General features: G+C 69.0%; 20 protein-coding genes. 10 read left to right on the top strand and 10 right to left on the bottom strand.

Annotated elements, in window-relative coordinates; translation table 11 throughout:
- The first annotated feature begins 142 nt into the window (after positions 1-142).
- Entirely contained in the window at positions 143-793 is a 651-nt protein-coding gene (locus tag D187_RS52685) for a hypothetical protein (protein WP_020918289.1), read from the top strand.
- 43 nt (positions 794-836) lie between these two features.
- On the opposite strand, the gene D187_RS26340 is transcribed toward D187_RS52685, so the two are convergent.
- Positions 837-1415 carry a hypothetical protein gene (locus tag D187_RS26340; protein ID WP_043431567.1) on the bottom strand — a complete coding sequence of 193 codons (579 nt, stop codon included), beginning with the start codon at positions 1413-1415 and terminating at the stop codon, positions 837-839.
- Positions 1412-2047, bottom strand: a complete 636-nt coding sequence (locus tag D187_RS58130; protein WP_051256542.1) for a hypothetical protein — start codon at positions 2045-2047, stop codon at positions 1412-1414. Before D187_RS58130 ends, D187_RS26340 begins: the two co-directional genes overlap by 4 nt.
- Positions 2048-2271: 224 nt before the next feature.
- Here D187_RS58130 and D187_RS26330 point away from each other — a divergent pair, with 224 nt between their 5' ends.
- The 5 genes from D187_RS26330 (at position 2272) to D187_RS26310 (ending at position 7906) form a co-directional block, all read left to right on the top strand.
- Positions 2272-3342, top strand: a complete 1071-nt coding sequence (locus tag D187_RS26330) for a cysteine hydrolase family protein (RefSeq protein WP_002629383.1) — start codon at positions 2272-2274, stop codon at positions 3340-3342.
- A gap of 44 nt (positions 3343-3386) precedes the next feature.
- Positions 3387-4166: a hypothetical protein gene (locus D187_RS26325; protein WP_002629382.1), complete on the top strand. Its 780-nt coding sequence runs from the start codon at positions 3387-3389 to the stop codon at positions 4164-4166.
- Positions 4167-4310: 144 nt separating this feature from the next.
- On the top strand, positions 4311-5777 hold the full coding sequence (locus tag D187_RS26320; protein WP_002629381.1) for a HAMP domain-containing sensor histidine kinase: 1467 nt from the start codon (positions 4311-4313) through the stop codon (positions 5775-5777).
- A gap of 120 nt (positions 5778-5897) precedes the next feature.
- Positions 5898-6698: a hypothetical protein gene (locus D187_RS58125; protein WP_002629380.1), complete on the top strand. Its 801-nt coding sequence runs from the start codon at positions 5898-5900 to the stop codon at positions 6696-6698.
- A gap of 92 nt (positions 6699-6790) precedes the next feature.
- The gene (locus D187_RS26310) at positions 6791-7906 is read left to right on the top strand and encodes an isoaspartyl peptidase/L-asparaginase family protein (RefSeq protein WP_002629379.1); all 1116 of its coding nucleotides are present in this window, start codon (positions 6791-6793) and stop codon (positions 7904-7906) included.
- A gap of 3 nt (positions 7907-7909) precedes the next feature.
- On the opposite strand, the gene D187_RS26305 is transcribed toward D187_RS26310, so the two are convergent.
- The 3 genes from D187_RS26305 to D187_RS26295 all read right to left on the bottom strand — a co-directional run bounded on the left by D187_RS26305 (position 7910) and on the right by D187_RS26295 (position 10112).
- Positions 7910-8359 (bottom strand): thioredoxin family protein, encoded by a 450-nt coding sequence (locus D187_RS26305; RefSeq protein ID WP_002629378.1) that lies wholly within the window; start codon positions 8357-8359, stop codon positions 7910-7912.
- A 98-nt stretch (positions 8360-8457) separates the two neighbouring features.
- Positions 8458-9120: a metallophosphoesterase gene (locus D187_RS26300; RefSeq protein ID WP_051256550.1), complete on the bottom strand. Its 663-nt coding sequence runs from the start codon at positions 9118-9120 to the stop codon at positions 8458-8460.
- Positions 9120-10112, bottom strand: a complete 993-nt coding sequence (locus tag D187_RS26295) for a lysophospholipid acyltransferase family protein (RefSeq protein ID WP_002629376.1) — start codon at positions 10110-10112, stop codon at positions 9120-9122. Before D187_RS26295 ends, D187_RS26300 begins: the two co-directional genes overlap by 1 nt.
- Positions 10113-10205: 93 nt before the next feature.
- On the opposite strand from D187_RS26295, the gene D187_RS26290 reads away from it, so the two are divergent.
- The 3 genes from D187_RS26290 (at position 10206) to D187_RS26280 (ending at position 14809) form a co-directional block, all read left to right on the top strand.
- Positions 10206-12926 (top strand): M1 family metallopeptidase, encoded by a 2721-nt coding sequence (locus D187_RS26290; RefSeq protein ID WP_043431566.1) that lies wholly within the window; start codon positions 10206-10208, stop codon positions 12924-12926.
- A gap of 56 nt (positions 12927-12982) precedes the next feature.
- On the top strand, positions 12983-14320 hold the full coding sequence (locus tag D187_RS50370) for an AAA family ATPase (protein ID WP_002629374.1): 1338 nt from the start codon (positions 12983-12985) through the stop codon (positions 14318-14320).
- 267 nt (positions 14321-14587) lie between these two features.
- On the top strand, positions 14588-14809 hold the full coding sequence (locus D187_RS26280; protein ID WP_155893584.1) for a hypothetical protein: 222 nt from the start codon (positions 14588-14590) through the stop codon (positions 14807-14809).
- 7 nt (positions 14810-14816) lie between these two features.
- Here D187_RS26280 and D187_RS26275 read toward each other — a convergent pair whose 3' ends face one another.
- The 3 genes from D187_RS26275 to D187_RS26265 all read right to left on the bottom strand — a co-directional run bounded on the left by D187_RS26275 (position 14817) and on the right by D187_RS26265 (position 19132).
- A complete protein-coding gene (locus D187_RS26275) occupies positions 14817-17120 on the bottom strand; it encodes a PAS domain S-box protein (RefSeq protein ID WP_002629372.1) in 2304 nt (767 codons plus the stop codon).
- Between the two features lie 281 nt (positions 17121-17401).
- Positions 17402-18151: an enoyl-CoA hydratase gene (locus D187_RS26270; RefSeq protein ID WP_002629370.1), complete on the bottom strand. Its 750-nt coding sequence runs from the start codon at positions 18149-18151 to the stop codon at positions 17402-17404.
- A 66-nt stretch (positions 18152-18217) separates the two neighbouring features.
- On the bottom strand, positions 18218-19132 hold the full coding sequence (locus tag D187_RS26265) for a ribose-phosphate diphosphokinase (RefSeq protein ID WP_002629369.1): 915 nt from the start codon (positions 19130-19132) through the stop codon (positions 18218-18220).
- A gap of 51 nt (positions 19133-19183) precedes the next feature.
- Between D187_RS26265 and orn the strand changes: the two genes are divergently transcribed.
- On the top strand, positions 19184-19762 hold the full coding sequence (orn, locus tag D187_RS26260; RefSeq protein WP_002629368.1) for an oligoribonuclease: 579 nt from the start codon (positions 19184-19186) through the stop codon (positions 19760-19762).
- A gap of 36 nt (positions 19763-19798) precedes the next feature.
- On the opposite strand, the gene D187_RS26255 is transcribed toward orn, so the two are convergent.
- Both D187_RS26255 and D187_RS26250 read right to left on the bottom strand, forming a co-directional pair.
- Positions 19799-20155, bottom strand: a complete 357-nt coding sequence (locus D187_RS26255; RefSeq protein ID WP_002629367.1) for a response regulator — start codon at positions 20153-20155, stop codon at positions 19799-19801.
- Positions 20152-21675, bottom strand: coding sequence for an ATPase domain-containing protein (locus tag D187_RS26250; RefSeq protein WP_002629366.1), 1524 nt, complete (start codon positions 21673-21675; stop codon positions 20152-20154). The genes D187_RS26255 and D187_RS26250 overlap by 4 nt, the downstream gene beginning before the upstream one ends.
- Positions 21676-21836: the final 161 nt, after the last annotated feature.

Below are 21836 nucleotides of genomic sequence, written 5' to 3'. Positions count from 1 at the left end.
ACTGTATTCTCCTCTCTCGCTTCCCTCCTTCTTGCGAGGGAGTTGCTCGGAAGTTCAACAGAAGGCGCACGAAGAGGGCCTGCGGTGTGGCAGGCAATATTTGAAGGAAGGTTGCTTCCCTCACCCTCGAGAGTTGCTGGAAGTGCCTCCTGGCGAAGTGGTGGTGGCCAACGATGCGATCGACTTCAACCGCGAGCGCCCCGCATGGCGGTTGCATCGGGTGCCGCATGTCCTGAGCGGTTTATCGGAAGCGTTGGACTGGCAGGACACCTACCCTTTGAGAGATGCCTACGAGGCTTTCTGCCGCGAGACGGTATGGGGTGCATTGCACTTCGCGATTGGGCGGACCTCTCCCCATGACGCGGAGCGCATGTCGCTGCGCTTCCAAGCCCTGCTTCATTTCTGGGAGCCGCTCGAATCCGTGCGCTATCTCTTCAGTTCTCCGAGTGCCGCGCTGACCCTGCGGGAACTGGTGGAGAAGTCCTGCTCCTGGGCCATGGATGCCTGGTGTCCGGGAGGAGGCGATTCAGTCCGAGAACGCCTGGAAACAGCAGCGGAACGCATGTCACGAGCAACCCGTGAGGACAGCAAGGAGGCCATCCTCCGCCAACTGCCCCGGGTGCTCACCCTCGTGCGTGACTTGAAGCACCGGGAAGCGGTGGCCGACCCCTCCTTCCAGCGCCAGCGACTCTCCACGCTCGACTCCGCTGCCTTCGCGCGAGTGTCGGGGGCTCATCCGGGGACCTTGATCGAAAAGCTGTACGACTGGGATCACGAACTCGGGACGCATTAGGGGCGTGGGGTGACGCGCGGTGCCCTCAAGGGGGCACGGTGCATCATTGGAACTCTTCACCCTGGGCGGTGGGGCCTCGGTTGGGGAGCGGGTGTACGGAATAACGAGCGAGATGGCGGTGATGCAGTGCAATATGGGGCTGGCCCGCGATGCTCATGAGAACTCCCTGGCGCGGCTCGCTCTTCTCCTCCAACCAGGCCTCCGCTTCTTCGCGGGTCTCAAAGGAAGGAATGGCGGCGGGAGGAACCGCTTGCTGAATCTGCTCAAGGTAGCCTTCGAGTATGGGGTGCGGGAAGAGTTGACGGTGATTCATTTCACGGACATGCATGACGATGTGGTACTGGTCTGCAATCAATACGAAAGCGCCGTGCGGAGGTTCGGGGTGCTGCCGTAGCCATGCGTCCGCATCCTCGCGGGTCTTGAAGGATGCCACCGCGTAAGGAGGGGCCTCCCTGCGGAACTGAAGGTAGTCCTCGAAAGAGTGGACCGTGCCAGTCTCCGAAATGAACATGAGCGCCGCCGTGGCAACCCTGAGGAGTTCCCTATCCTCGGGCGACTGGGCACTCCGCAGGGTCCGTCCGAGGAGGCCCTGTACTTCGAGGATGAGTTCATGGATGTTCATGGTGATGCCAATGCGATGTGCGAGGTGACTGGGATTCCGAAGGATGTCACCACCACCAACGGGGCCAGGATGACGATCCCCGCCCCTCCGGAGACCGTGACGAATACGACTCCCGCAATGACAACCATGCTTCCGACCAGCACTGATTCGTGGTTGCGCTCCAACCAATCGACTGCACGGTCCACCGTTGTGAACACTTGAGCACGGTTCCCCTGTGCCTTCAGACACTCCGTGTACTGCGGCATGCACTTGTCGGAGCAATACCTGTCGTGTCCGGCACGTGGGCCGAAGTCATAAATATACTGGTTGTAGTCCGGGGGAACCGGAGTTTGACGGCACTGCTGGTAGCACTCGAGGTATTGCGCGTAACAGTCGATTTGTTGGCTCGCGGCAAGTACTATACGTCCGGCTTCTGCCTCGGCATATGGCCTGTACCTGTAGCGCTCGAGGTCCAAGGCTTCGGCAGGCAGCCAGGAGTGGTTGACCCGTCCATCAGGCGCCTCCTCCAGGACGAGCACGAAACGGGAGAGTTCCTCGGCGCCAGTGGGGACCGTGTAGCGAGTGGCGCTACAGGCGACGAGCAAGGTGCTGAGGACCGTTGCCACGAATCTCTGGGAGTGGCTGCTCTTCACGGGTCACCTCCTGCGGGGGTCATTCTAGCTGCCGTCCGGCCCAGAGCCGGATCCATTGCCGACCCTGCCCCCCGTCCTATGGGAACTCGGGCAAGGAGTCTATCCGGTGTTTCCAGCAGGGCACGTGGAACGCGCCAGCGGCACGCTCCCCCTCTTCGATTTGACAACGTGTAACTTGGACACTATGTTGGTGTCGTGGTTACACGAAGTCGGGAGGACGCACCATGAAGGCCGTTTCGAAGGTCCAGGAGCTTCCGCTGCCGTCGTTCTACGCGCCCGCCAACGCGGGGATGTTCGCCTACGGCCCCAACGCCTCGCGGCTCCAGGCCGACGCGGGCGCCTGGCGCGACTCCCAGGGTCTCGCCGCCTCCGCCACCGACTCGTTCAACCTGCACCTGCTGCTCATCGACGTGCAGAAGGACTTCTGCTTCCCCGAGGGCTCGCTCTACGTCGCGGGCCGCAGCGGCCGCGGCGCCATCGATGACAACCGCCGCATCGCCGAGTTCATCTACAAGAACCTCGGCGCCCTCACCAACGTCACCACCACGCTCGACACGCACTTCGCCTACCAGATCTTCTTCCCCTCCTTCTGGGTGGACCAGGACGATCAGCCCCTCACCGCCCACCGCGAAATCACCCGCGAGCAGATCGAGCGCGGCCAGGTGCGCCCCAACCCCGCCATGGCCAAGTGGCTCTGCGGCGGCAACTACCCCTGGCTGCTCAAGCAGGTGAAGTACTACTGCGAGGAATTGGAGCGCGCGGGCAAGTACACCCTCTATCTGTGGCCTCCCCACTGCCTGCTCGGCAGTGACGGCCACGCGCTCGCCGGCGTGGTGCAGGAGGCCCGCCTGTTCCACTCGTTCGTGCGCGGCGCCCAGTCCTGGGCCGAGGTCAAGGGCGGTAACCCCTTCACCGAGAACTACTCCGTGCTGCGCCCCGAGGTGCTCACCCGCCACGACGGGCAGCCGCTCGCCCAGCGCAACACCCAGTTCCTCAAGACGCTCCTCACCGCCGACGCCGTCGTCATCGCCGGCCAGGCCGCCAGCCATTGCGTGAAGAGCTCCATCGATGACCTGCTCGGGGAGATCCTCGCCCAGGACGCCGCGCTCGCGCGCAAGGTGTACCTGCTCACCGACTGCATGTCCGCCGTCACCGTCCCCGATGGCAAGGGCGGCCTCGCCGCCGACTTCACCCCCCAGGCCGACGCCGCGCTCCAGCGCTTCGCCGACGCGGGCATGCACCTGGTCAAGTCCACCCAGCCCCTCGCCTCGTGGCCGGATCTGCGCATCGCCTGACTCCCCTCGCCGTCCCTCCGACTCGAAAGGAAAAGGAAACAGCCATGAGCTCTTCTCCCATCTCCCAGCTCCTCGAGGACGCGCACGCCGAGGGCGTCCTCAGCCCCACTTCCCTCCAGGCCCTCACCACCGTGGACCTGGGCGCGCAGATCCAAGCCGGCCTGGGCGTCAGCGTGGACGACGTGCAGTCCAGCGAGGTCGTGCTCGTCACCGTCATGCCGGATGACTCCGGCTCCATGGCGGGCCATGCGCGCACCGTGTGCGAGGGCCACAACCTCGTGCTCGACGCGCTCCTCGCCAGCCAGCAGAAGGACGGCGTCCTCTTCCACACCCGCTACCTCAACGGCTTCGTGCTCAACCCCTTCCGGCCCCTGGAGGACGTGGTGCGCATGCACGACAAGAACTACGACCCCGACCAGGGCACGCCCCTCTATGATCAAGCGGTGGTGCTGCTCGGCACGGTGCTCGCCAAGGCGCAGGAGTTCACCCGCAACGGCGTGGCCGCCCGCACCGTCACCCTGCTCATCACCGACGGCGCGGATGCGCACTCCCAGCGTGCCCGGGCCCGCGAGGTCGCCGCGCTCGTGGAGGACTTGCGCCGCGCCGAGAACCACATCGTCGCGGGCATGGGCATCGACGACGGCAGCACCAACTTCCGCAAGGTCTTCCGGAGCATGGGCATCGAGGACAAGTGGATCCTCACCCCGGGGCACAACGCCCAGGACATCCGCAAGGCCTTCCAGGTGTTCAGCCAGTCCGCCGTCCGGGTGAGTCAGGGCGCCGCCACCTTCCATGCCGGTGCGCTGGGTGGCTTCGGGGCATAGTGTCTCGGGAAGGCCCGGAGGGGGCGAGCGCTCGGCGTGTCGCTCCCCCTCCTTCCAGGGTCTCGTCACCCGCGGGGCGGCACGTGCTTCACCCGGGCCCCATCTTTCCCTGCTGAGAGGTCGCACGGAACGGATGGTCTGCACATGAGTCTCAAGCGTGTCATCACGTTCGCGGTCGCCCTGCTCGCGAGCCTCGGCCTGGTGGCCGCTACCTCGCTCGTCGTCCTGACGACCTACCTCCACCGGGCCACCCTGAGCATGCAGGCGTCCGTGGAGGGCATTCGGATCGCCCAGGACTTCGAGGTGACCCTGCTCAACCTGCACCGGCTCCAGGGCTCGCTCCAGCGGGGGGAAGCCGTGACCGGCAGCACCACCGAGGAGGCCGAGCGGCACCTGTCGGTCCAACTCGAGAGGACCCGGCGTCAGGCCCATTCGCAGGAGGAGCGGGAATTGCTCACCCAGGTGGAGAAGGCCTTTTCCCTCTACCTCGATGCCCAGGGCCGCGCGTTGGAGGTGCCCGCCGGACAGATGAGCGCGGAGCTCAACTTCCGCCTGGAAGCCACCCTCTTGGCCATCAACCAGCTCATCGCCCTCAACATCCAGGAGGCGCGCGTGGAGCAATCCCGGGTCGATCGCTGGGACCGGATGGCGGACCTGGCGGGCATCGGCGTCGCCGTGCTCCTGGTGCTGGGGGTGGTCGTCCTGCTGGTGTGGATGCGACGCGCCGTCTTCCACCCCTTGCTGGGGATCAGTCGGGCCATGCGCCGCTTCGGCACCCACGGCGAGCGGACCCAGGCGCCCATCGAGGGGGCCCTGGAGCTGCGCGACATGGCGCACACCTTCAACGAGATGGCCGACTCCCTCCAGAACCAGCGCCAGGCGCGGCTCACCTTCCTCGCCGGCGTGGCGCATGATCTGCGCAATCCCCTCTCCGCGTTGAAGATGTCCGCCGCGCTCGTCAACTCGCGGGGCCCCGTGTCCGAGGATCGTCTGCTCAAGACGATGGCCCTGGTGAGCCGGCAGGTGTCGCGGTTGGACCGGATGGTGGGAGACCTGCTCGACGCCACCCGCATCGAGGCGGGCCAATTGGAGCTGACGCTGGAGGAGCGGGACGCGGGCGAGCTGGCCACCTCCGTGGTGGAACTGTATCGCTCCAGTGGCGCCGCGCACGAACTGCGATTGCTGTTGCCGGAAGGGCCACTGCCGCTGCGCTGCGACGCCACGCGCATGGAGCAGGTGCTCAACAACCTGGTGAGCAATGCGTTGAAGTACTCGCGCGAGGGCAGTGTGGTGGACGTGGAGGTCCGGCGCGAGGGCGACGAGGTGTGGCTGTCCGTGACGGATCAGGGCATTGGCATCTCCGCCGAGGAGATGCGTCATCTCTTCACCCCCTTCCAGCGCACGGGGAGCGCGCGCGAGAAGGCCCCCGGCGTGGGCATTGGTCTGTCCGTGGCGCGGCGCATCGTGGAGGCACATGGCGGCCGCATCGAGGTGGAGAGCAGCCCGGGCCGGGGTTCCACCTTCCGTGTCCGGCTGCCTCGCGCTCCCAGTGTGCCCGCCGCTCGGGAGGCCCGGCCGGGGCCTTTCGTTCAGGACCCGGTGTTCTCCTAGGCTCCGACCTTCTTGAAGGTCGGGAGGTGGGCGGGTTTTTGTACGTCGCCTATCGACGGCGACGGCTTCTTTGCGCGACTGTGCGGGCCCCTTGTCCCTTCACAGGAGTGAAGAAGCACGATGAAGCACGTCACCCTCAAGCGTCTGCTGCCGTCCACCCTGGCCCTGTTGGCGCTCACCGGCTGTCCCGGTCCCACCGAGGCCGAGAACTGCGAGAAGGCCGACTACGCCCAGGCCCACCCGGAGGAGTGTGGTCCCCAGACCCGGCCCCCCGTGTGCGACCAGGCGGCCTATGATCGGGCCGTCCTCGATGCCGCGCAGACGACCCAGTCGGAGATCAGCAACGAGCTCTTCGCCATCTCCCCGTCCAACACCCGTCTGATCTGGAAGGACGCCGAGAAGAGCGCGGTGCGCGTGGTTGTGTGGACCACCTTCACGGGCTACACGAATGACGCGAATGGGAACTACACGTTCACCCGCGACGTGTTCGTCACTGCGGCCCCCCAGGTGCAGGAGCTCTGCAAGTCGTTGACGCTGACGGGCCAGGAGCGCGCCAATCGCATCAACCAGTACCTGGGTCTGCCCGCCGATGCGAACAACACCCGGCAGATCGTGGAGCTGTGGGTGAAGCCGTCGGATCTGTTCCGGCCCTGCCCGGACGCGCAGGTCGACGACACCACGTGCGCCCTGACGTACCCCAGCGATGCCACGTCCCCCCACAAGACCTGGCTCAACAACTACTACGGCCAGAGCTACAGCCCCTGGCAGGGGACGAAGTACCCGTTCACGGGTCTGGGCTACACCTATGACTGGTGCAGCGGGAGCCCGTCGCACGTGGGCGCCAGCGAGTACGTCGTCAAGGCGACCGCCGTCGCCCAGGTGATCGGCTACACCACGGCCGAAGCCTACTGCGCGAAGTAGGACGCGCGGGCCCCAAGCCCAAGTGTCGAGGAGGCGTCTCGCGAGCGGGGCGCCTCCTGCGGCCGGCGGGCAGGTGGAGTAGAAATCGCCTCGTGCCTGCTCCGCTCCGCCTTGCCCTTGGCTCCGCCCTCGTGGCGGCACTGTTGTTTCCCCTGGGTTGCTACACGCCCCTCACCACCGTGAGGGAAGACGAGGCTCGTTTGCGCGCTCCCGACGATACCGTCCGGCCCGCGCCGCGCTGGGGCATCGCCCTGCACGGCGGTGCGGGCATCATCCCCCGCGAATCCCTCTCCCCCGAGCGCGAGGCCGCCGTGCGCGCCGCGCTCACCGAGGCGCTCCAGGCCGGCCATGCCGTGCTCGCCCGGGGCGGCACCAGCGTGGAGGCCGTCACCTCCGCCATCCGCGTCCTGGAGGACTCGCCCTACTTCAACGCGGGCAAGGGCGCCGTCTTCACCCACGAGGGCAAGAACGAGCTGGATGCGTCCATCATGAACGGGCGCACGCGCGAGGCCGGCGCGGTGGCGGGCCTGCGCCACGTGAAGAACCCCATCTCCCTGGCGCGCACCGTCATGGAGAAGTCCCCCCATGTGATGCTCATCGGCGAGGGCGCCGAGGCGTTCGCGCGCGAGCAGGGCCTCGAGCTCGTGTCCGAGGACTACTTCCACACCGAGGAGCGCTGGCAGTCGTTGCAGCGTGCGCTCGAGGCCGAGAAGAAGCAGCAGCAGGCGCCCCCGGAGCCCGGCCAGCCCCAGGGTCCCTCCACCTACCAGGGGCCGATCGACGGGGACCACAAGTTCGGCACCGTGGGCGCGGTGGCGCTCGATCAGGCGGGCAACCTCGCCGCGGGCACCTCCACGGGAGGCATGACGAACAAGCGCTTCGGTCGGGTGGGGGACTCGCCCATCATCGGCGCGGGGACGTACGCCAGTGAGCGTTGCGCGGTGTCCGGCACCGGCCATGGTGAGTTCTTCATCCGCTACAGCGTGGCGCGCGACATCTGTGCCCACGTGGAGCTGTTGGATCTGCCGCTGAGCGAGTCCGCCAATCACATGGTCATGGAGGTGCTGCTCCAGGCCGGAGGCGAGGGAGGGGTCATCGCCATGGACGCGCAGGGCAACGTGGCCATGCCGTTCAACACCTCGGGCATGTACCGCGGCTACATGGGTCCGGAGGGGGAGCCCTCCGTCGCCATCTTCAAGGAGCCCTGAGCCTCACACCGGAGCGGAGGGTCCCGCGCCCTGGGTGGCCGAGAGCACCCAGCGCTCCAGCTCAGGACGGGGCATCAACCCGCTGCGGCGCGCCACTTCCCGGCCACCGGAGAAGAGGACGAAGGTGGGAATGCCGCGGACGCCCAACTGGCTGGCCGCGTGGGGCTCCGCCTCCGTGTTGAGCTTGAGGACGACGAGCCGGCCCGCGTGGGCCCGGCCCATCGCGTCGAAGATGGGCGCGGCGGCACGGCAGGGCCCGCACCAGGGCGCCCACAGGTCGAGCAGGACAGGCACGGGAGAGGACTGCACCGCGCGCCCGAGCGCCTCGCCGTTCACCTCCTGGGGAGCGCCCGACAGGTCGAGGGGACGCTGGCATCGGCCGCACGTGGGCTGGCCCGGAGGCGCGGGCTGACGCACGCGGTTGAAGGCACCACACGAGGAGCAGCGGAACATGAGGACCTCCCAGGCTCTTCTCCGGAAGATAATGCTCCGAGGCGAGCGGGCGGGGCCGGGCGCCCGCCCATCGGGCATGCGGAGAGGGGGCGGGCTCCCTACCCGTCGATGTCCAGGTACGTGCGCTTCGCCGCCACCGAGTAGAAGCGGGCCTCGGGCAGCACGTACGCGGTGAGGCGCCGGCCGTAGACGCAGCCCGAGTCCAGGCCGATGGCATGGGGATGGCGCTGCACCCCGCGCAGGGCGTCGTGGCCGAAGATGATGAACTCGGGTCCCCGCCACAGGCTCGCCCACGGCACCCCGGCCTCCAGCTTCTTCGAGGGCTCGCCCTCCGAGGTGATGCTGCGCAGGTTGATCATCAGCTCCGGCTCCTGCTTCTCCAAGGGGACGCCGGGCACCAGGCCCCCGTGCACCACGCGCACGTTGAACTCGGGGAAGGGCAGGTGCAGGGGCCGCGACTCCAGGTAGGCCCAGTCCGCGTCCGTGAGAGTGTCCAGCACCTGCTTGTGCTCGGGCTTGAGCTTCTTGTGTTTGGGCATCTGGCCCTTGTGCCAGCGCAACACGTGCTCGTCGTGGTTGCCGCGCACCGCGAGCATCCCGCGCTCCCTCGCCCGGCGCACCACTCCCGCCGAGTCCGGCCCCTTGGCCACGAGGTCTCCCACCAGCACCACCCGGTCTCCCGGACGGTGGCCGCACTCCTCCAGCAGCGCGTCGAGTTCCTCCGCGCACCCGTGCACGTCTCCGATGAACAGGGTCCGGATCATCCGCGCCCCTCGCCACCCGGCGTCAGTTGCGCCGCGGGGGGTTGCACCTTCCAGCGCCGGTGCAGCCACAGCCACTGGCCCGGGTGGCGCCGGATGTGACGCTCCAGCACTGCCGTCACCGCCGCCGTGTGCGCCACGATGGGATCCTGCCCCTCCTGGGCCGGTGGCGCGGGGATGGGGCCCTCCACCTCTATGCGCAGGATGCGCCCGCTCGCGTCCCGCACGCCCATCACCACGAACACCGGCGCTCCGGTGCGCTGGGCCACCACCGCCAGCGCCGGCGTGGTGGACGCCAGCCGCCCGAAGAAGGGGACGAACACCGCCGCCTTCGCCGGCAGCGCTTGATCCAACAGCATCAACACCGACTCGCCCAGCTCCACCGCCTCCTGCGCCTGGGCGATGGCGCCCTTGGGGTAGATGAGGCCCACGCCCGCGGCCACCCGGTTGTCCACGATGCGCATGTTGAGCGCCCCCTTCAGCGGGCGCACCAGCGCGTCCAGGGGAACGCCCCACTGGGGCAGCAGCTTTCCCGCCCGTTCCCAGTTGCCGAAGTGCGCCGTCACCAACAGCGCGCCCCGGCCCGTCGCCACATGGGCCTTGAGCGCTTCCCAGTCGCCGCCGGGCGCCTCGGGGGCGACCCAGGACAGGTTCACGAGATCCCTCGTGTCGATGGACTCGATGACCACGCGCGCCATGGTGATGTAAGCCCCGAGCGCGATGCTCCGCCGCTCCGCCTCGCTCTTCTCCGGGAACGCGTGCGCGAGGTTCTCCAGGGCCACCCGGCGGCGGATGCCCAGGGTGAACGCCAGCCAGCCCACGAAACGCGCGAAGCCATCGCGCACCGAGGCGGGCAGGGCGCACAGCGCGTCCATCACCCGGTTGGCGAGCCAGCCCACCACGGGCGAGGGGCGCTCACCCATCACCTGGGAGAGACGGGGCGCGGGTGGAACGTGGGTGGGACTCGAGGAGGGGGAGAGGGAGCTGGACACGTTGGCACTCCACCTGGAAGCAGGTGCCCGAGGCAAGGGGCGCTTCCGTCGTGTCGCTACACCCTCCAGGCGTCTTGGGCTAGATCCGCGCGCATGCTCAGAACCTTTCGCCGCGCGGCGCTCGTCCTGTCGGCCGCCTTGACGGCGTGCGCCACCCGTCTCGAGGTGTCCGCTGCACCCGCCTCCGCGTCCGCGCCTGGCGCCGCCCCGGCGGCCCCGCGCTCCCCTCCGGTGTCGCCCACCCTGCGCCTGCCCACGGGCGTGCGGCCCACGGGGTACTCGGCCGAGCTGACCCTGGACCCCACCCAGCCCACCTTCCAGGGGGTGCTCGACATCGACCTGGACGTCAAGGAGACCACGCGGACGGTGTGGCTGTTGGGCCATGAGCTCACGGTGAAGGAGGCGTCCCTGACGGTGGGGGGCGTGCCGGTGGCGGTCTCCCAGGTGAAGGGCACGGGGGACTTCCTCGGCTTCCAGCCCGAGGCGGCGCTTGGGCCCGGTCCCGCGCACCTGCGCCTCGTCTACGAGGGCGTGCTGTCCGAGCGCGAGGTGAGCGGGGCCTTCCGCGCGCTCGAGGCGGGTGACTGGTATGCCTTCACCCAGTTCGAGCCGCTCGGGGCGCGGCGGGTCTTCCCGTGCTTCGACGAGCCGGGCTTCAAGGTGCCCTGGCAGCTCACCTTCCACGTGCCCGCGGGCCTGACGGTGGTCACCAACACGCCCGTGGTGAGCCAGGAGCCGGGGGGCGAGGGAGGCACCACCTGGCGCTTCGCCCGGACGCAGCCGCTGCCCAGCTATCTCGTCGCCTTTGGGGTGGGCCCCTTCGACTTCCTGGAGGCCCCGGCCTCGGGGGAGAAGGCCGTGCGCACCCGCATCGTCACCACCCGGGGCCGTGCCGCCGAGGGCGCCCATGCCGCCCGGGTGACGCCCGGACTGCTCGCCTGGCTGGAGCGCTACTTCGGCGTGCCCTATCCCTACGAGAAGCTGGACGTGCTCGCCGTGCCCCTGTTCCAGGGGGCCATGGAGAATCCGGGCCTGGTGACGTTCAACTCGGAGCTGATGCTGGCCCGCGAGGAGGAGGACTCCGTGGAGCGTCAGCGCTCCTTCTACGAAACGCAGGCGCACGAGCTGGCGCACCAGTGGTTCGGCAACCTCGTCACCATGCAGTGGTGGGATGACCTGTGGCTCAACGAGGCCTTCGCCTCCTGGGCCGCGAGCCGCGCCGTCGCGGACACCCAGCCCTCGTGGGACGAGCCCCTGACGCGGGTGGGCGCCCGCTCGCGCACGTTGACCGCGGACAGCCTGCTGTCGGCGCGCCGCATCCGCCAGCCCATCCAGGGCGAGGACGACATCTTCAACGCCTTCGACGGCATCACCTACGGCAAGGGCGCGGCGGTGTTGTACATGACGGAGCAGTGGCTGGGCCCGGACGTCTTCCAGCGCGGGGCGCGCCGCCACCTGCGCGCGCACGAGCACGGCAGTGCCACCGCGAGCGACTTCATCGCCGCCCTGTCGGCGGAGGCGCAGCGGGACGTGTCGGGGGTGTTGGACTCCTTCCTGGAGCAGGGCGGTGCGCCGCTCATCACCGCCCGGCTGGATTGCTCGGCCCGGGTGCCCGAGGTGGAACTCACCCAGCGCCGCTTCCTGCCCCTGGGCTCCGCGGGTGGCACGCAGCAGCTCTGGAAGGTGCCGGTGTGCGTGCGCCATGGCACGGGGGCCCGGGCGGCACGCGCCTGTACGCTCCTGGAGACCGAGACGGCCCGTCTGCCGCTGCCCGAGGCCCGGGGCTGCCCCGCCTGGCTCGAGCCCAACGCGGACGGGGCGGGCTACTACCGCACCTCCGTGGACGCGCGGATGCTCAGCCGACTGCTCTCCACCGACAGCCGTCACCTCTCGCGCGCCGAGCGCGTGGCCCTTCTCGGGGACATGCGGGCCCTGGTGGGCGCTGGGGCGATGCCCGCCGCGGACGCGCTCGGCCTGCTGCCGGGGCTGGCCGGGGAGAAGGACCTGCGGGTGTTCCAGTCCTCGCTGGAGCTGTTGGAGCTGATGAAGCCCTCGCTGCTGTCCGAGCCGCGCCAGGCCGACCGCCAGCGCTTCCTGCGCGACACCTATGGCGCGCGGGCCCGGGCGCTCGGTTTCACGCCGCGCGCCACCGAGGACGTGGACACGCGGCTGCTGCGGCCCCTGCTGCTCGAGCTCGCCGGCAAGCAGGGCGGGGACCCGCGGCTCACGGCGGAGGCCCGGCGCCTGACGGAGCGGTGGCTCGGGGGGGACACCCGGGCGATCGACGCCGAGCTGGTGGAGTCCACGCTGGCCACCGCCGCCGCCTGGGGCGACGCGGCCCTGCACGCGAGGATGATGACGGCGTTGAGCGCGGCGACGGAGCGCAAGCGGCGGGAGGAGATCCTCGGCGCGCTGCGCGACTTCCACCAGGCGGACCTGGTCCAACGCAACCTGGGGTTGCTGCTGGAGCCGGCCGTGGATCTGCGCGAGGTGTGGCGGTTGTTGTTCGGCGCGGCCAGCGACGTGCGCTCGCGGGATGTGGCCTCCGCCTTCGTGTCGAAGAACTACGACGCGCTCGCCGCGCGCATGCCGGATGAGCAGGTGGCGTACCTCGCGGCGGTCGCCTCGTCCTACTGCGATCCCGTGCACCGCCAGGAAACCGCCGCGTTCTTCACCGAGCGCATGACGCGTGCCGCCGGAGGCCCCCGCTCCCTCGCCCTGGTGCTGGAGTCCATCGACCTGTGCATCGCCTTCAAGGCGGCCCAGGGCCCGAGCATCGAGTCCTTCCTCGCCGCGCCGCGGCGCGCGCGCTAGGAATCCACACGACGGCTCCCGCGTGGGGGCGTAAGAAGAGGGGCGGAGGAGAACGCATGTACATCAACCGGCTGCACGTGAAGAACCTGAAGCGCATGCGGGACCTCTCCCTCGACTTCACGCACGAGGGAAAGCCCCGGATGTGGACCGTGCTCGTCGCGGAAAACGGGGCGTGCAAGACGACGTTGCTCCAGGCGATCGCCCTGGTGGCGAGTGGCTCGGATCGTGCCAACCAACTGGCGGATGTGCCCTCGCTGCCGGACTTGAGGCGACCGGCCGAGGACTCCGTGCAGCTTCGCGCTGATTTCGAATTCGGTACCAGAATGGAGAAATGGCGCGTTTTTCCCGAGGCCTCCAAGGTCTTCTTCAAGGAGCAGCGCTCCCCGGGCCTGCGAAGTTCTCTGGACATCGAGCCTCGACAGTCGACGTTCCGGGGAACATCCCTGTTTGCCTCCGTCAATGCGCTCGCGTCCTCTGCTGACAACCATCTTCCCTCTGATTCCAATGTGATGGTGGCTCGCCTCAAGAGGTTGTTGTCGGAAATCAAGGAGGAGGAGGAAGGGACACCTTTCAGTTGGAAGCTCGAGGGGGAGGACGTGCGTTCCGATGCCGCCCTTTTGTCTTGGTTGGGCGGCTATGCACTTGCTCTTCAGAACCCCCTCGCGGAAGCCCGTGCGAAATCCCTTCCGGGCTGGTTTGTCGCTGGCTACGGCACGCAGCGTCAGCTACCGGTGCCGCTCAGCGCGTCCGAGCTGAAGGATCGTGTGCTCAACCGGCTCGAGCCGCTTTTTGGCAAGGCACCGCTCGTCGGTACGGGCTTCGCCAACCAGTTCGCCGATACGCCGCGTTTCGAGCCCTTCATCCACGCGCTCGAGAAGGTATTCGTCGACAATCATCTGCTGCCTCATGTGGAGGCGGTCGAACTGCGCGGCCGGGGCGGAGTGACGCAGCCGGGCGATCTGGTCCGATCCCACAGCTTCGAGTTCGCGTTCTCCGGTCAGAAGACGAAGATCCCCGCCACCTGGCTCTCGCAGGGCTACCAGTCGACCATCGCGTGGATCGCCGATCTCATCGGGCAGATGTACCTCGACATCGGTGAGGCCATTCCCCTGGAGGACATGGAGGGCATGGTGCTCATCGACGAGCTCGATCTCCACCTCCATCCCCGGTGGCAGGTGCGGCTCGTGCCGGTGCTCAAGCGCGTGTTTCCGCGCATGCAGTTCATCGTGACGACCCACTCGCCCATGCTCCTGCCCGCGCTCGAGCGGCATGAGATGATCATGCTCCGCCTGGACGAGCACGGCGACGTCGTGGCCGAGGCGCCTCCCACCTGGCCCAAGTTGATGACGGGCAGTGAAATCTACTCGAGCTTCTTCAACATCCAGAAGCCTTGACCGGGTGACCTCGGGGGCGAGCGCTGGCGTCTCACGTTGAAGGGACGCTCCGTCCACGGCCTTTTCACGCCGCGTCGCGCCGCGCCGCGCCGCGTCGTGCTCCATCACCCTCCGGTACGAGCCCGTTCACCGCAAGACAGGACCCCCCAGCCTATTTCCGTTGGAGAACACCCTCCCGGTTAAATTCCAGAAAAACTTGACCAAATGGCAATTGACCCATTAGCCTCACTAACGGGGGAACCCTTCCAGGAGGTGGATATGGGGCACATGAAGGATGAGGACTTGAAGGAGCTGTCCGTGTCCGAGTCGCCTTTCAAGCGAGGCGCTCAGGACGAAGCGCCTCGGCCCAACGTGGCACGCACACCTCCGGGGGTCTGGCCGCAGGTGTCCCAGGCGGACCTGGGACGGGCGATGCGGCGGCTGAGGGGCAACCCCGAGCATGTCCGGGAGCCCGAGCCGCGGGTGCGGCTGGTGGGCAAGACGGGCTGAGGCCTGCTCAGGAGGCGGCGCGCTCGGGCTCGTCGAGGCCGAAGTGCTCCAGAGGAGTCTCGATGGCGGGCAGCACCACGCGGAAGGTGCTGCCTTGGTTGGGGTGGCTCTCCACGGAGATGCGCCCGCCCTGAGCGGTGACGATGCCGTGGCAGACGGACAGTCCCATTCCGGTGCCGACGCCCACGGGTTTGGTGGTGAAGAAGGGGTCGAAGAGACGGCTGAGGTGCTCCGGGGGGATGCCCACGCCCGTGTCCTGGATCTCCACCAGCACCTGACCCCCCTCGCACGTGGTGGTGACGCGGATCTCGTTGCGGTGGGCGTTGCCGTGGGGAATGGCCTGCGCGGCGTTGACGAGCAGGTTGAGGAAGAGCTGCCCGAGCCGCGAGTCATTGGCGAACACGCGTGGCACCGTCCCGTAGTTCTTCACCAGCCGGGCGCGGTGGCGGATCTCACTCCGGGCCATGTTCGCGCACGAGTCGAGCACGGTGTGGATGTCCACGGGGCTGCGCAGGTCATCCCCGCCGCGCGAGAACGTCCTCAAGTCGCGCACGATGTCGCGCACGCGGTTGCCGCCGTCGATGGCCTCGCGCAGCGCCTGCTGGATTTCCAGGCCCGCTTCGCCGGACAGCTCGGCCACGTGCCCGGCCATGTCGCGCACCTCGGCGTCCACGAAGCGCAGGTTGCTGAGCAGGTAGGCCAGGGGGTTGTTGATTTCATGGGCCACGCCCGCGGCGAGCGTGCCCAGGGACACCATGCGCTCGGTGGCGAGGATGCGCTCCTGCACCTGGCGGCGCTCGGTGATGTCGCGGGTGATGCAGGCCACGGTGGCCAGGCCCTCGAAGAGCAGCGACACGGTCATCACCTCGCCCACCGCCTGGCGGCCATCGGGGCGGCGCAAGCGCACCTCGCGGGGCAGCCCCGCCTGGCTCGTCACCGTGAGGGCGGCCTCCTCGCCGGGCAGCACCAGCTCCGACACCGGCAGGCCGCGCAGGGACTCGGGGCTCGCATGCCCCAGGAGCGTGGCGGCGGCGCGGTTGGCGAACAGCAGGGTGCCGGCGCGGTGCAGGAAGATGGCGTCCGGCGAGTACTCGATGAGGGCGCGGAAGCCCTCCTCCATGCGCCGGCGGGTGGACTCCGCGCGTTTGCGCTCGCGGATGTCCACGAACGTCACCACCGAGCCCACGCGCTCGCCACCGCGCGTCACCGGGTGGGACCAGTACTCCACGGGCACGTCGCCGTCGCGGGGGTGCGGCAGCACCTCGTCGTCGCCGTGCAGGGCGCCCTCCTCGCGGAAGGACTCGCACACGCGGCAATCGCCGGACGGCTCGCGGCCGGGGTGGATGATGGAGTGCAGCGAGCGGCCCAGGAGCTCGTCCGCGTGCTCGTGGCCCGACAGGCGCAGGGCGGCGCGGTTGCAGAAGGTGCAGCGGCCCTCGAGGTCCAGGCCGAAGATGGCCTCGGCGGTGGAGTCGAGCAGGGCGCGGGTTCGCTCCTGGCTTTCCTGGAGCTGGCGGTTGCCGTGGTCGATCTGCTCGGCCATGAAGTCGAAGGCCCGGCCGAGCAGGCCCACCTCGTCCACGCCCCGGAGGTGGGCGCGCGCGTGCAGCTCGCCCCGGGCGAGCCGGTGCGCGGTGGCGGTCAGCCGCTGCATCCGCCGTCCGAGCACCAGGTGCACCACGAGGCTGACCAGGCACACCAGCACCGCGACCACCAGACAGGAGCGCGCCGCCCACCGCTCGGCCTCCACCTGGCGCGCGTGCTTCTGGGCCGTCAGGTCCTGGCGCAGCAGGAGCAGGCCGTGCCGGGTGCCCTCGGGGCTGCTCTGGAGGGTGATGGGGTAGTAGCCCACCACCTGCTGTCGGTCCTCGCTCAGGTGCACGTTGCCGGCCATGTGCTCGAACATGGTGGCGAGGCGTCGGGCGTGCTCGGCCGGGTCGAGCTGGGGCCAGGCGTCCCGCAGGGGCAGTCCGACTTGCACGGGCCGGATGGAGGCCAGCACCCGCTGCTGCTCGTCCAGCAGCAGCCCCTGCTGCAGGGTGGAGTTGCCGCTCAGGGTGGAGAGCTCCTTGCGCGCCGCGTCGAGCTGCCCGTTGCGCAGCAGGTACTCGATCATGCTGTTGAGGTGCGTCATCCGCAGGGTCATCTCCGCGACGGCTTGTTTCTCCGTCTGCAGGTGGCCCTGCGCCACGTCCGCCTCGAAGGTGTAGAGGAAGAAGCACAGCGCGGCGACGAGGATGATGAGCGGGATGAGCCAGCGCACCGCCAGGAAGCGGTGCCAGAAGGCTGGGGGCCTGCGCAGGGGGCTCATGGGCGCACCCGGGTCAGGACAGTCGAGGGACTGTCCGGCACGCGCGTGCACGCGGACAACAGCAACAGCATGGCAGCCGCCCATCCAACGCTTTGCATGTCATCTTCCCCCGTACACGCCCACCACCGGGCATGGGCGGCGCTCAAGGGCTCATCATAGTTGCAGGGAAAACACCGGAAAAACAGGGCTCCCAGCAGGTACTCCCTCGACGCCGTCAATCCAACAGAATCCCAGTGAAGGGGAGTCCATTTCCCAGCCCGAGTGGGAGTTGTATTGGAAATTTATTTTTTCTTGGACAGGAAGGCGTTGAAGGCCTCGCGGGCCTCGGCGGATGCGAGCCGTTGCATGAAGAGAGCGCCCTCGCGCGAGAGGGTTTCGTCCACGGCGGCGCGCAGGGGCTCGCGCAGCAGCTTCTTGGTGAGGCGCACGGACTCCACGGGCCGGGAGGCGAGCGCGGCGGCGCGCGATTTCACCAGCGCCTCGAGCTCCGCGTCGGGCACCACCCGGTTGACGAGCCCCGCGCGCAGGGCGGTGGCGGCGTCGAAGGGCTCGCCGAACATGAGCAGCTCGGAGGCGAGCGCCATGCCGGCCAGGCGGGGCAACAGCAGACTCGAGGCACCCTCGGGGCTCAGGCCCAGGTTGACGAAGGGCATGCTGAAGACGGCGCGCTCGCTGGCGGCCACGTAGTCACAGTGCAGCAGCAGTGTGGTGCCGATGCCCACCGCCACGCCCTCCACGCGCGCCACGATGGGCCGGGTGAAGTGGGCGAGCGTGTGCAGGAAGCGGAACACGGGGGAGTCCTCGCCCGTGGGCGGATTCTCCAGGAAGTCCTTCAAATCGTTACCGGCGGTGAAGGTGCCGCCCGCGCCGGCGAGCACCACGACGCGCACGGCGTCATCCTTGTCCGCGTCGCGCAGCGCCTGGGCCGCGAGCGAGTACATCTCGCCGGTGAAGGCGTTCTTCTTCTGCGGCCGGTTGAAGGTGAGGGTGAGGACTCCGGCTTCCAGGTGGCTGAGCAGCGTGTCGGACATGGCCGGGCACCTTAGCCCGGCGGCCTTGGGGAAGGGCGGGACTCACACCCCGCGTGCGCGCCGGGCTCATCTCCGGTCGGAGGTGACGCGGCAGATGGCGTCGGCGAGCAGCGGGGCGAGTCCCACCACCGCGTGCTCGAAGGGGAGCGTGCGCTCGAGCGGCACACTGTCGGTGGAGATGAGGCGGCGGATGGGCACCTGGCTCAGCCGCTCCACCGCGGGGCCCACCAGCAGCGCGTGGGTGGCCACCACGGTGATGTCCTCGGCGCAGCCCTCCTTGAGCACCGTCTCCGCCGTGGCGGCGATGGTGCCCGCGGTGGAGATCATGTCGTCCACGATGATGGGCCGCAGGCCGCGCACCTCGCCCACGAGTCCCCGGACACTCACCTCGGAGCCACTCATGCGGCGCTTGTGCACGATGGCCAGGGGCAGTCCGAGCTGGCGCGCGTAGCGCTCGGCGAGCTTCACCGCGCCCAGGTCCGGCGACACCACCACCGCGCCGTCTCCCGCGTGGGGCCGCGCGGCCTCGGCCAGCAGGTGGCTGGCGTCCAGGTGCTCCAGCGGCATGCCGAAACAGCCCTCCAGCGCCGGGGTGTGCAGGTGCACCGCCACCACGCGCTCGAAGCGGCCGCGCTCCAGGAGGTCCACCACCAGCTTGCCGCCGAGCGCCTCGCCCGGGTGGGTGCGTCGATCCTGCCGCGCGTAGCCGAAGTAGGGCACCACCGCCATGAGCCGCGCCGCGCCCGCGCGCCAGCACGCGTCCGCCATCAAGAGCAGCTCCATCAGGTTCTCGCCCACGGGGGGCAGCGTGGGCTGGATGAGGCACACGTTGCGGCCGCGCACGTCCTCCTGGATTTCCACGTACAGCTCGCCATCCGGGAAGCGCTCCAGGTGGCAGCGGCCCAGGGGCCGTCCGAGCGTGCGGGCGAGGTTCTCACCGAGTGCGCGGTTGGCGGTGCCACTGAAGACGGTCAGTTCCATGGGGCGGCATCATCTCTCAATCGGCCGGGCTCGGGGTAGACTGCGCCGCCCATGCCCGCATCCGCCCCGCCGCCCCCGTGTTTCGTCTGGCTCGATCTGGAGATGACCGGACTCGACCCCGACGACTCCGCCATCATCGAGATTGGCGTCATCATCACCGGCCCGGACCTGGTGCCCCGGGCGGAGATGGAGCGCGTCATCTGGCAGCCCGAGGAGGTGCTCGCGCGCATGGAGCCCATCGTCCGGGAGATGCACACGCGCAATGGTCTGGCCAAGCGCGTGCGCGAGTCGCAGACGTCCCTGCGCGTGGCGGAGAAGGAGATCACCGCCCTGGTGTCGCAGCACTGCGACGTGGGCGAGGGCATCCTCTGCGGCAATTCCATCCACACCGACCGGCGCTTCCTGGTGAAGTACATGCCGATGCTCGACCGCTACCTGCACTACCGCCAGGTGGACGTGTCGAGCCTCAAGGTGCTGGCGAGCGCGTGGTACCCGGACAAGGTGGCCCAGCGCAAGGCGCCCTCGGGGCACACGGCGCTGGCGGACTTGCGCTCGAGCATCGCCGAGCTCACGCACTACCGCACCCACCTGTTCGTGCCCCCCACGACGACTCCGGGCGGCAACACCTGAGACGGGGGTGGGGCGCGCCCGGCGCCCCCGCCCGCGTCACGCCTTCTTGTTCAGCTCCGCGGTGACGGTGTCCAGCAGGTCATCCAGCTCGAAGGGCTTGGCGAGGAAGCGGCTGCCCTGCAGCTCCGCCTTCGTCACCCGCCCGGCGCTCATCACCACCACGGGGATGGAGCGCAGGGACGGGTCGTCCTTGAGCCGGCGCAGCATCTCCTGGCCGTCCATCACCGGCATCATCAAGTCCAGGAGGATGAGGTCCGGCCGGTCGCGGCCCACCTGCTGCAGCCCCTCGGCGCCGTTGGCGGCGGTGGAGACCTCGTAGCCCTCCACGGAGAGGATGTCGGTGAGGGCCTCGAGGATGGCCACCTCGTCGTCCACGATGAGCAGCTTGCTCATGCGCGACCTCCGCGCTTGAGGGGCCGCCGGGGCGCGGCCTTGCTCCGGGTGGAGGGGCGCTTGGCGGCCCGCGGCCGGTGCCGGCCCTGGAGGATGTTCTCGGCGCTCTCGGAGCTGTCCGCCACGTCGATACCCCGCGAGGAGAGGGAGAACTCACGCGACGTGGACTCGTAGGGGCTCTCGCTCATCTTGAAGATGGAGAGCATCCGGTACAGCCGCGAGCGCAGCTCCACATAGCGGAGGAAGACGATGTTGTCGATGAGTGCTTCCAATCCCTGCAACGGCCCTTCCTCGCGCGGCCCGAAGAGCAGGGGCGTGCGCTGGAGCAGCAGCGGGGTGACGCCGCGCGCGCGCAGCGCGTTGAGCAGCGCGGTGACGAAGCCGAGCGTGCGCCGCGGGTCCATCATATGCGGGAGCAGTTCCAGGCCATCCAGCACGAGCCGGCGCGCCTGGTGGCGCTCCACGAGCGCGAGCAGCTCGTGCGCCCGGGCATCGGGCAGGCACTCCACCGGGCTGCGTGACTCCACCACCAGCCCGCCCGACGCCAGCGCCGGGGCCAGCTTCAGGCCCACGCCCTGGGCCTTCGCGAGCAGCCGGTCGCGCGTCTCTCCGAAGCCGAAGTACAGGCCCTTCTCTCCTCGCCGCACCCCCTCCGCCAGGAAGTGCATCCCCAAGAGCGTCTTGCCACTGCCGGGTGCTCCGGACAGCAGCGAGGAGGAGCGCTCCGGCACGCCGCCCGAGAGCATCTCGTCCAGGCTCGGCACCCCGAAGCCCAGCCGCCGCGCGGAGGCCGCTGGCTCCTCGCGCGGGGGCGGAACGAACGCCTCCAGGCGCGGGTACACCACGAGCCCCTCGGCGTTGATCTCGAAGACGTGCCGGCCGGTGAGTTGCGGCTCGCCGCGCAGCTTCGTCACCTCCAGCGTGCGCACGGAGCGCAGGCCCTCCAGGTGCATCTCCAGCACGAGCACCCCATCCACCATGGCGAATTGAGGGTCCGCCGCGTTCTCCTGGCGGTTGGTGAGCACCAGCGTGGTGCAGCCGGCCATCGCGTTGTGCACCCCCAGGGCGTGGAGGAACTCGCGGAAGACGAGCACCGAGCCGGCGCTCTCCTGCGCCGCCAAGAGCCCATCCACCACCAGCACCGTCGCCTGGTGCTCGCGCACCGCGCGGTAGAGCAGCCGCGACAGCCCCTCGAGCCCCTCGGCCTTGAGCGTGGCGTAGGCGCTCACGTAGTGCAGAAACTGGCCAATCACCTCGCGCCGGAAGAAGCGCATGCCGCGCAGGTGCGTCATCATCCGCTCGTGCGACTCGGAGAGCATGGTGATGAAGACGGCGCGCCCGCCGCCGGCCACGTGCGAGAAGCACAGCTGGTTGCCCAGCACGGTCTTCCCCGTCCCCGGGGCTCCCGAGACCATGTAGGTTCCCCCGTGGACCCAGCCGCCGTTGAGCAGCGCGTCCAGTCCGGACGAACCGGTCACCACGCGGCGCACGGGCTCCTCGGTTGGCTTGATGTCACTCACGCTGCCCGCTCCTCTCGCCCGTCCCACACTAATGGGTCAAGATGTACTCAGACGTGCTTTCCACCGCGACTGTCCGAAGGTGCCCGAACCCCCCCGGGTTCGTGGAGTTCTGGACACTCCCGGGGGGGTTGCGGGCTAATGTCGCGCGGTGCCGGGCGGTC

Origin of the sequence: Cystobacter fuscus DSM 2262 (assembly GCF_000335475.2) — a bacterium.
Taxonomy (GTDB): domain Bacteria; phylum Myxococcota; class Myxococcia; order Myxococcales; family Myxococcaceae; genus Cystobacter; species Cystobacter fuscus.
This window is presented reverse-complemented; position numbering and strand designations above follow the sequence as displayed.

Coding starts and splice junctions, on each gene's coding strand:
- D187_RS26270 (WP_002629370.1), bottom strand. CDS start 18,151: ATGTCCGACACGCTGCTCAGCCACCTGGAAGCCGGAGTCCTCACCCTC.
- D187_RS26275 (WP_002629372.1), bottom strand. CDS start 17,120: ATGAGCCCCCTGCGCAGGCCCCCAGCCTTCTGGCACCGCTTCCTGGCG.
- D187_RS26320 (WP_002629381.1), top strand. CDS start 4,311: ATGAGTCTCAAGCGTGTCATCACGTTCGCGGTCGCCCTGCTCGCGAGC.
- D187_RS26265 (WP_002629369.1), bottom strand. CDS start 19,132: ATGGAACTGACCGTCTTCAGTGGCACCGCCAACCGCGCACTCGGTGAG.
- D187_RS26325 (WP_002629382.1), top strand. CDS start 3,387: ATGAGCTCTTCTCCCATCTCCCAGCTCCTCGAGGACGCGCACGCCGAG.
- D187_RS58125 (WP_002629380.1), top strand. CDS start 5,898: ATGAAGCACGTCACCCTCAAGCGTCTGCTGCCGTCCACCCTGGCCCTG.
- D187_RS26280 (WP_155893584.1), top strand. CDS start 14,588: ATGAAGGATGAGGACTTGAAGGAGCTGTCCGTGTCCGAGTCGCCTTTC.
- D187_RS26290 (WP_043431566.1), top strand. CDS start 10,206: ATGCTCAGAACCTTTCGCCGCGCGGCGCTCGTCCTGTCGGCCGCCTTG.
- D187_RS50370 (WP_002629374.1), top strand. CDS start 12,983: ATGTACATCAACCGGCTGCACGTGAAGAACCTGAAGCGCATGCGGGAC.
- D187_RS26330 (WP_002629383.1), top strand. CDS start 2,272: ATGAAGGCCGTTTCGAAGGTCCAGGAGCTTCCGCTGCCGTCGTTCTAC.
- D187_RS26340 (WP_043431567.1), bottom strand. CDS start 1,415: ATGAACATCCATGAACTCATCCTCGAAGTACAGGGCCTCCTCGGACGG.
- D187_RS26305 (WP_002629378.1), bottom strand. CDS start 8,359: ATGTTCCGCTGCTCCTCGTGTGGTGCCTTCAACCGCGTGCGTCAGCCC.
- D187_RS26255 (WP_002629367.1), bottom strand. CDS start 20,155: ATGAGCAAGCTGCTCATCGTGGACGACGAGGTGGCCATCCTCGAGGCC.
- orn (WP_002629368.1), top strand. CDS start 19,184: ATGCCCGCATCCGCCCCGCCGCCCCCGTGTTTCGTCTGGCTCGATCTG.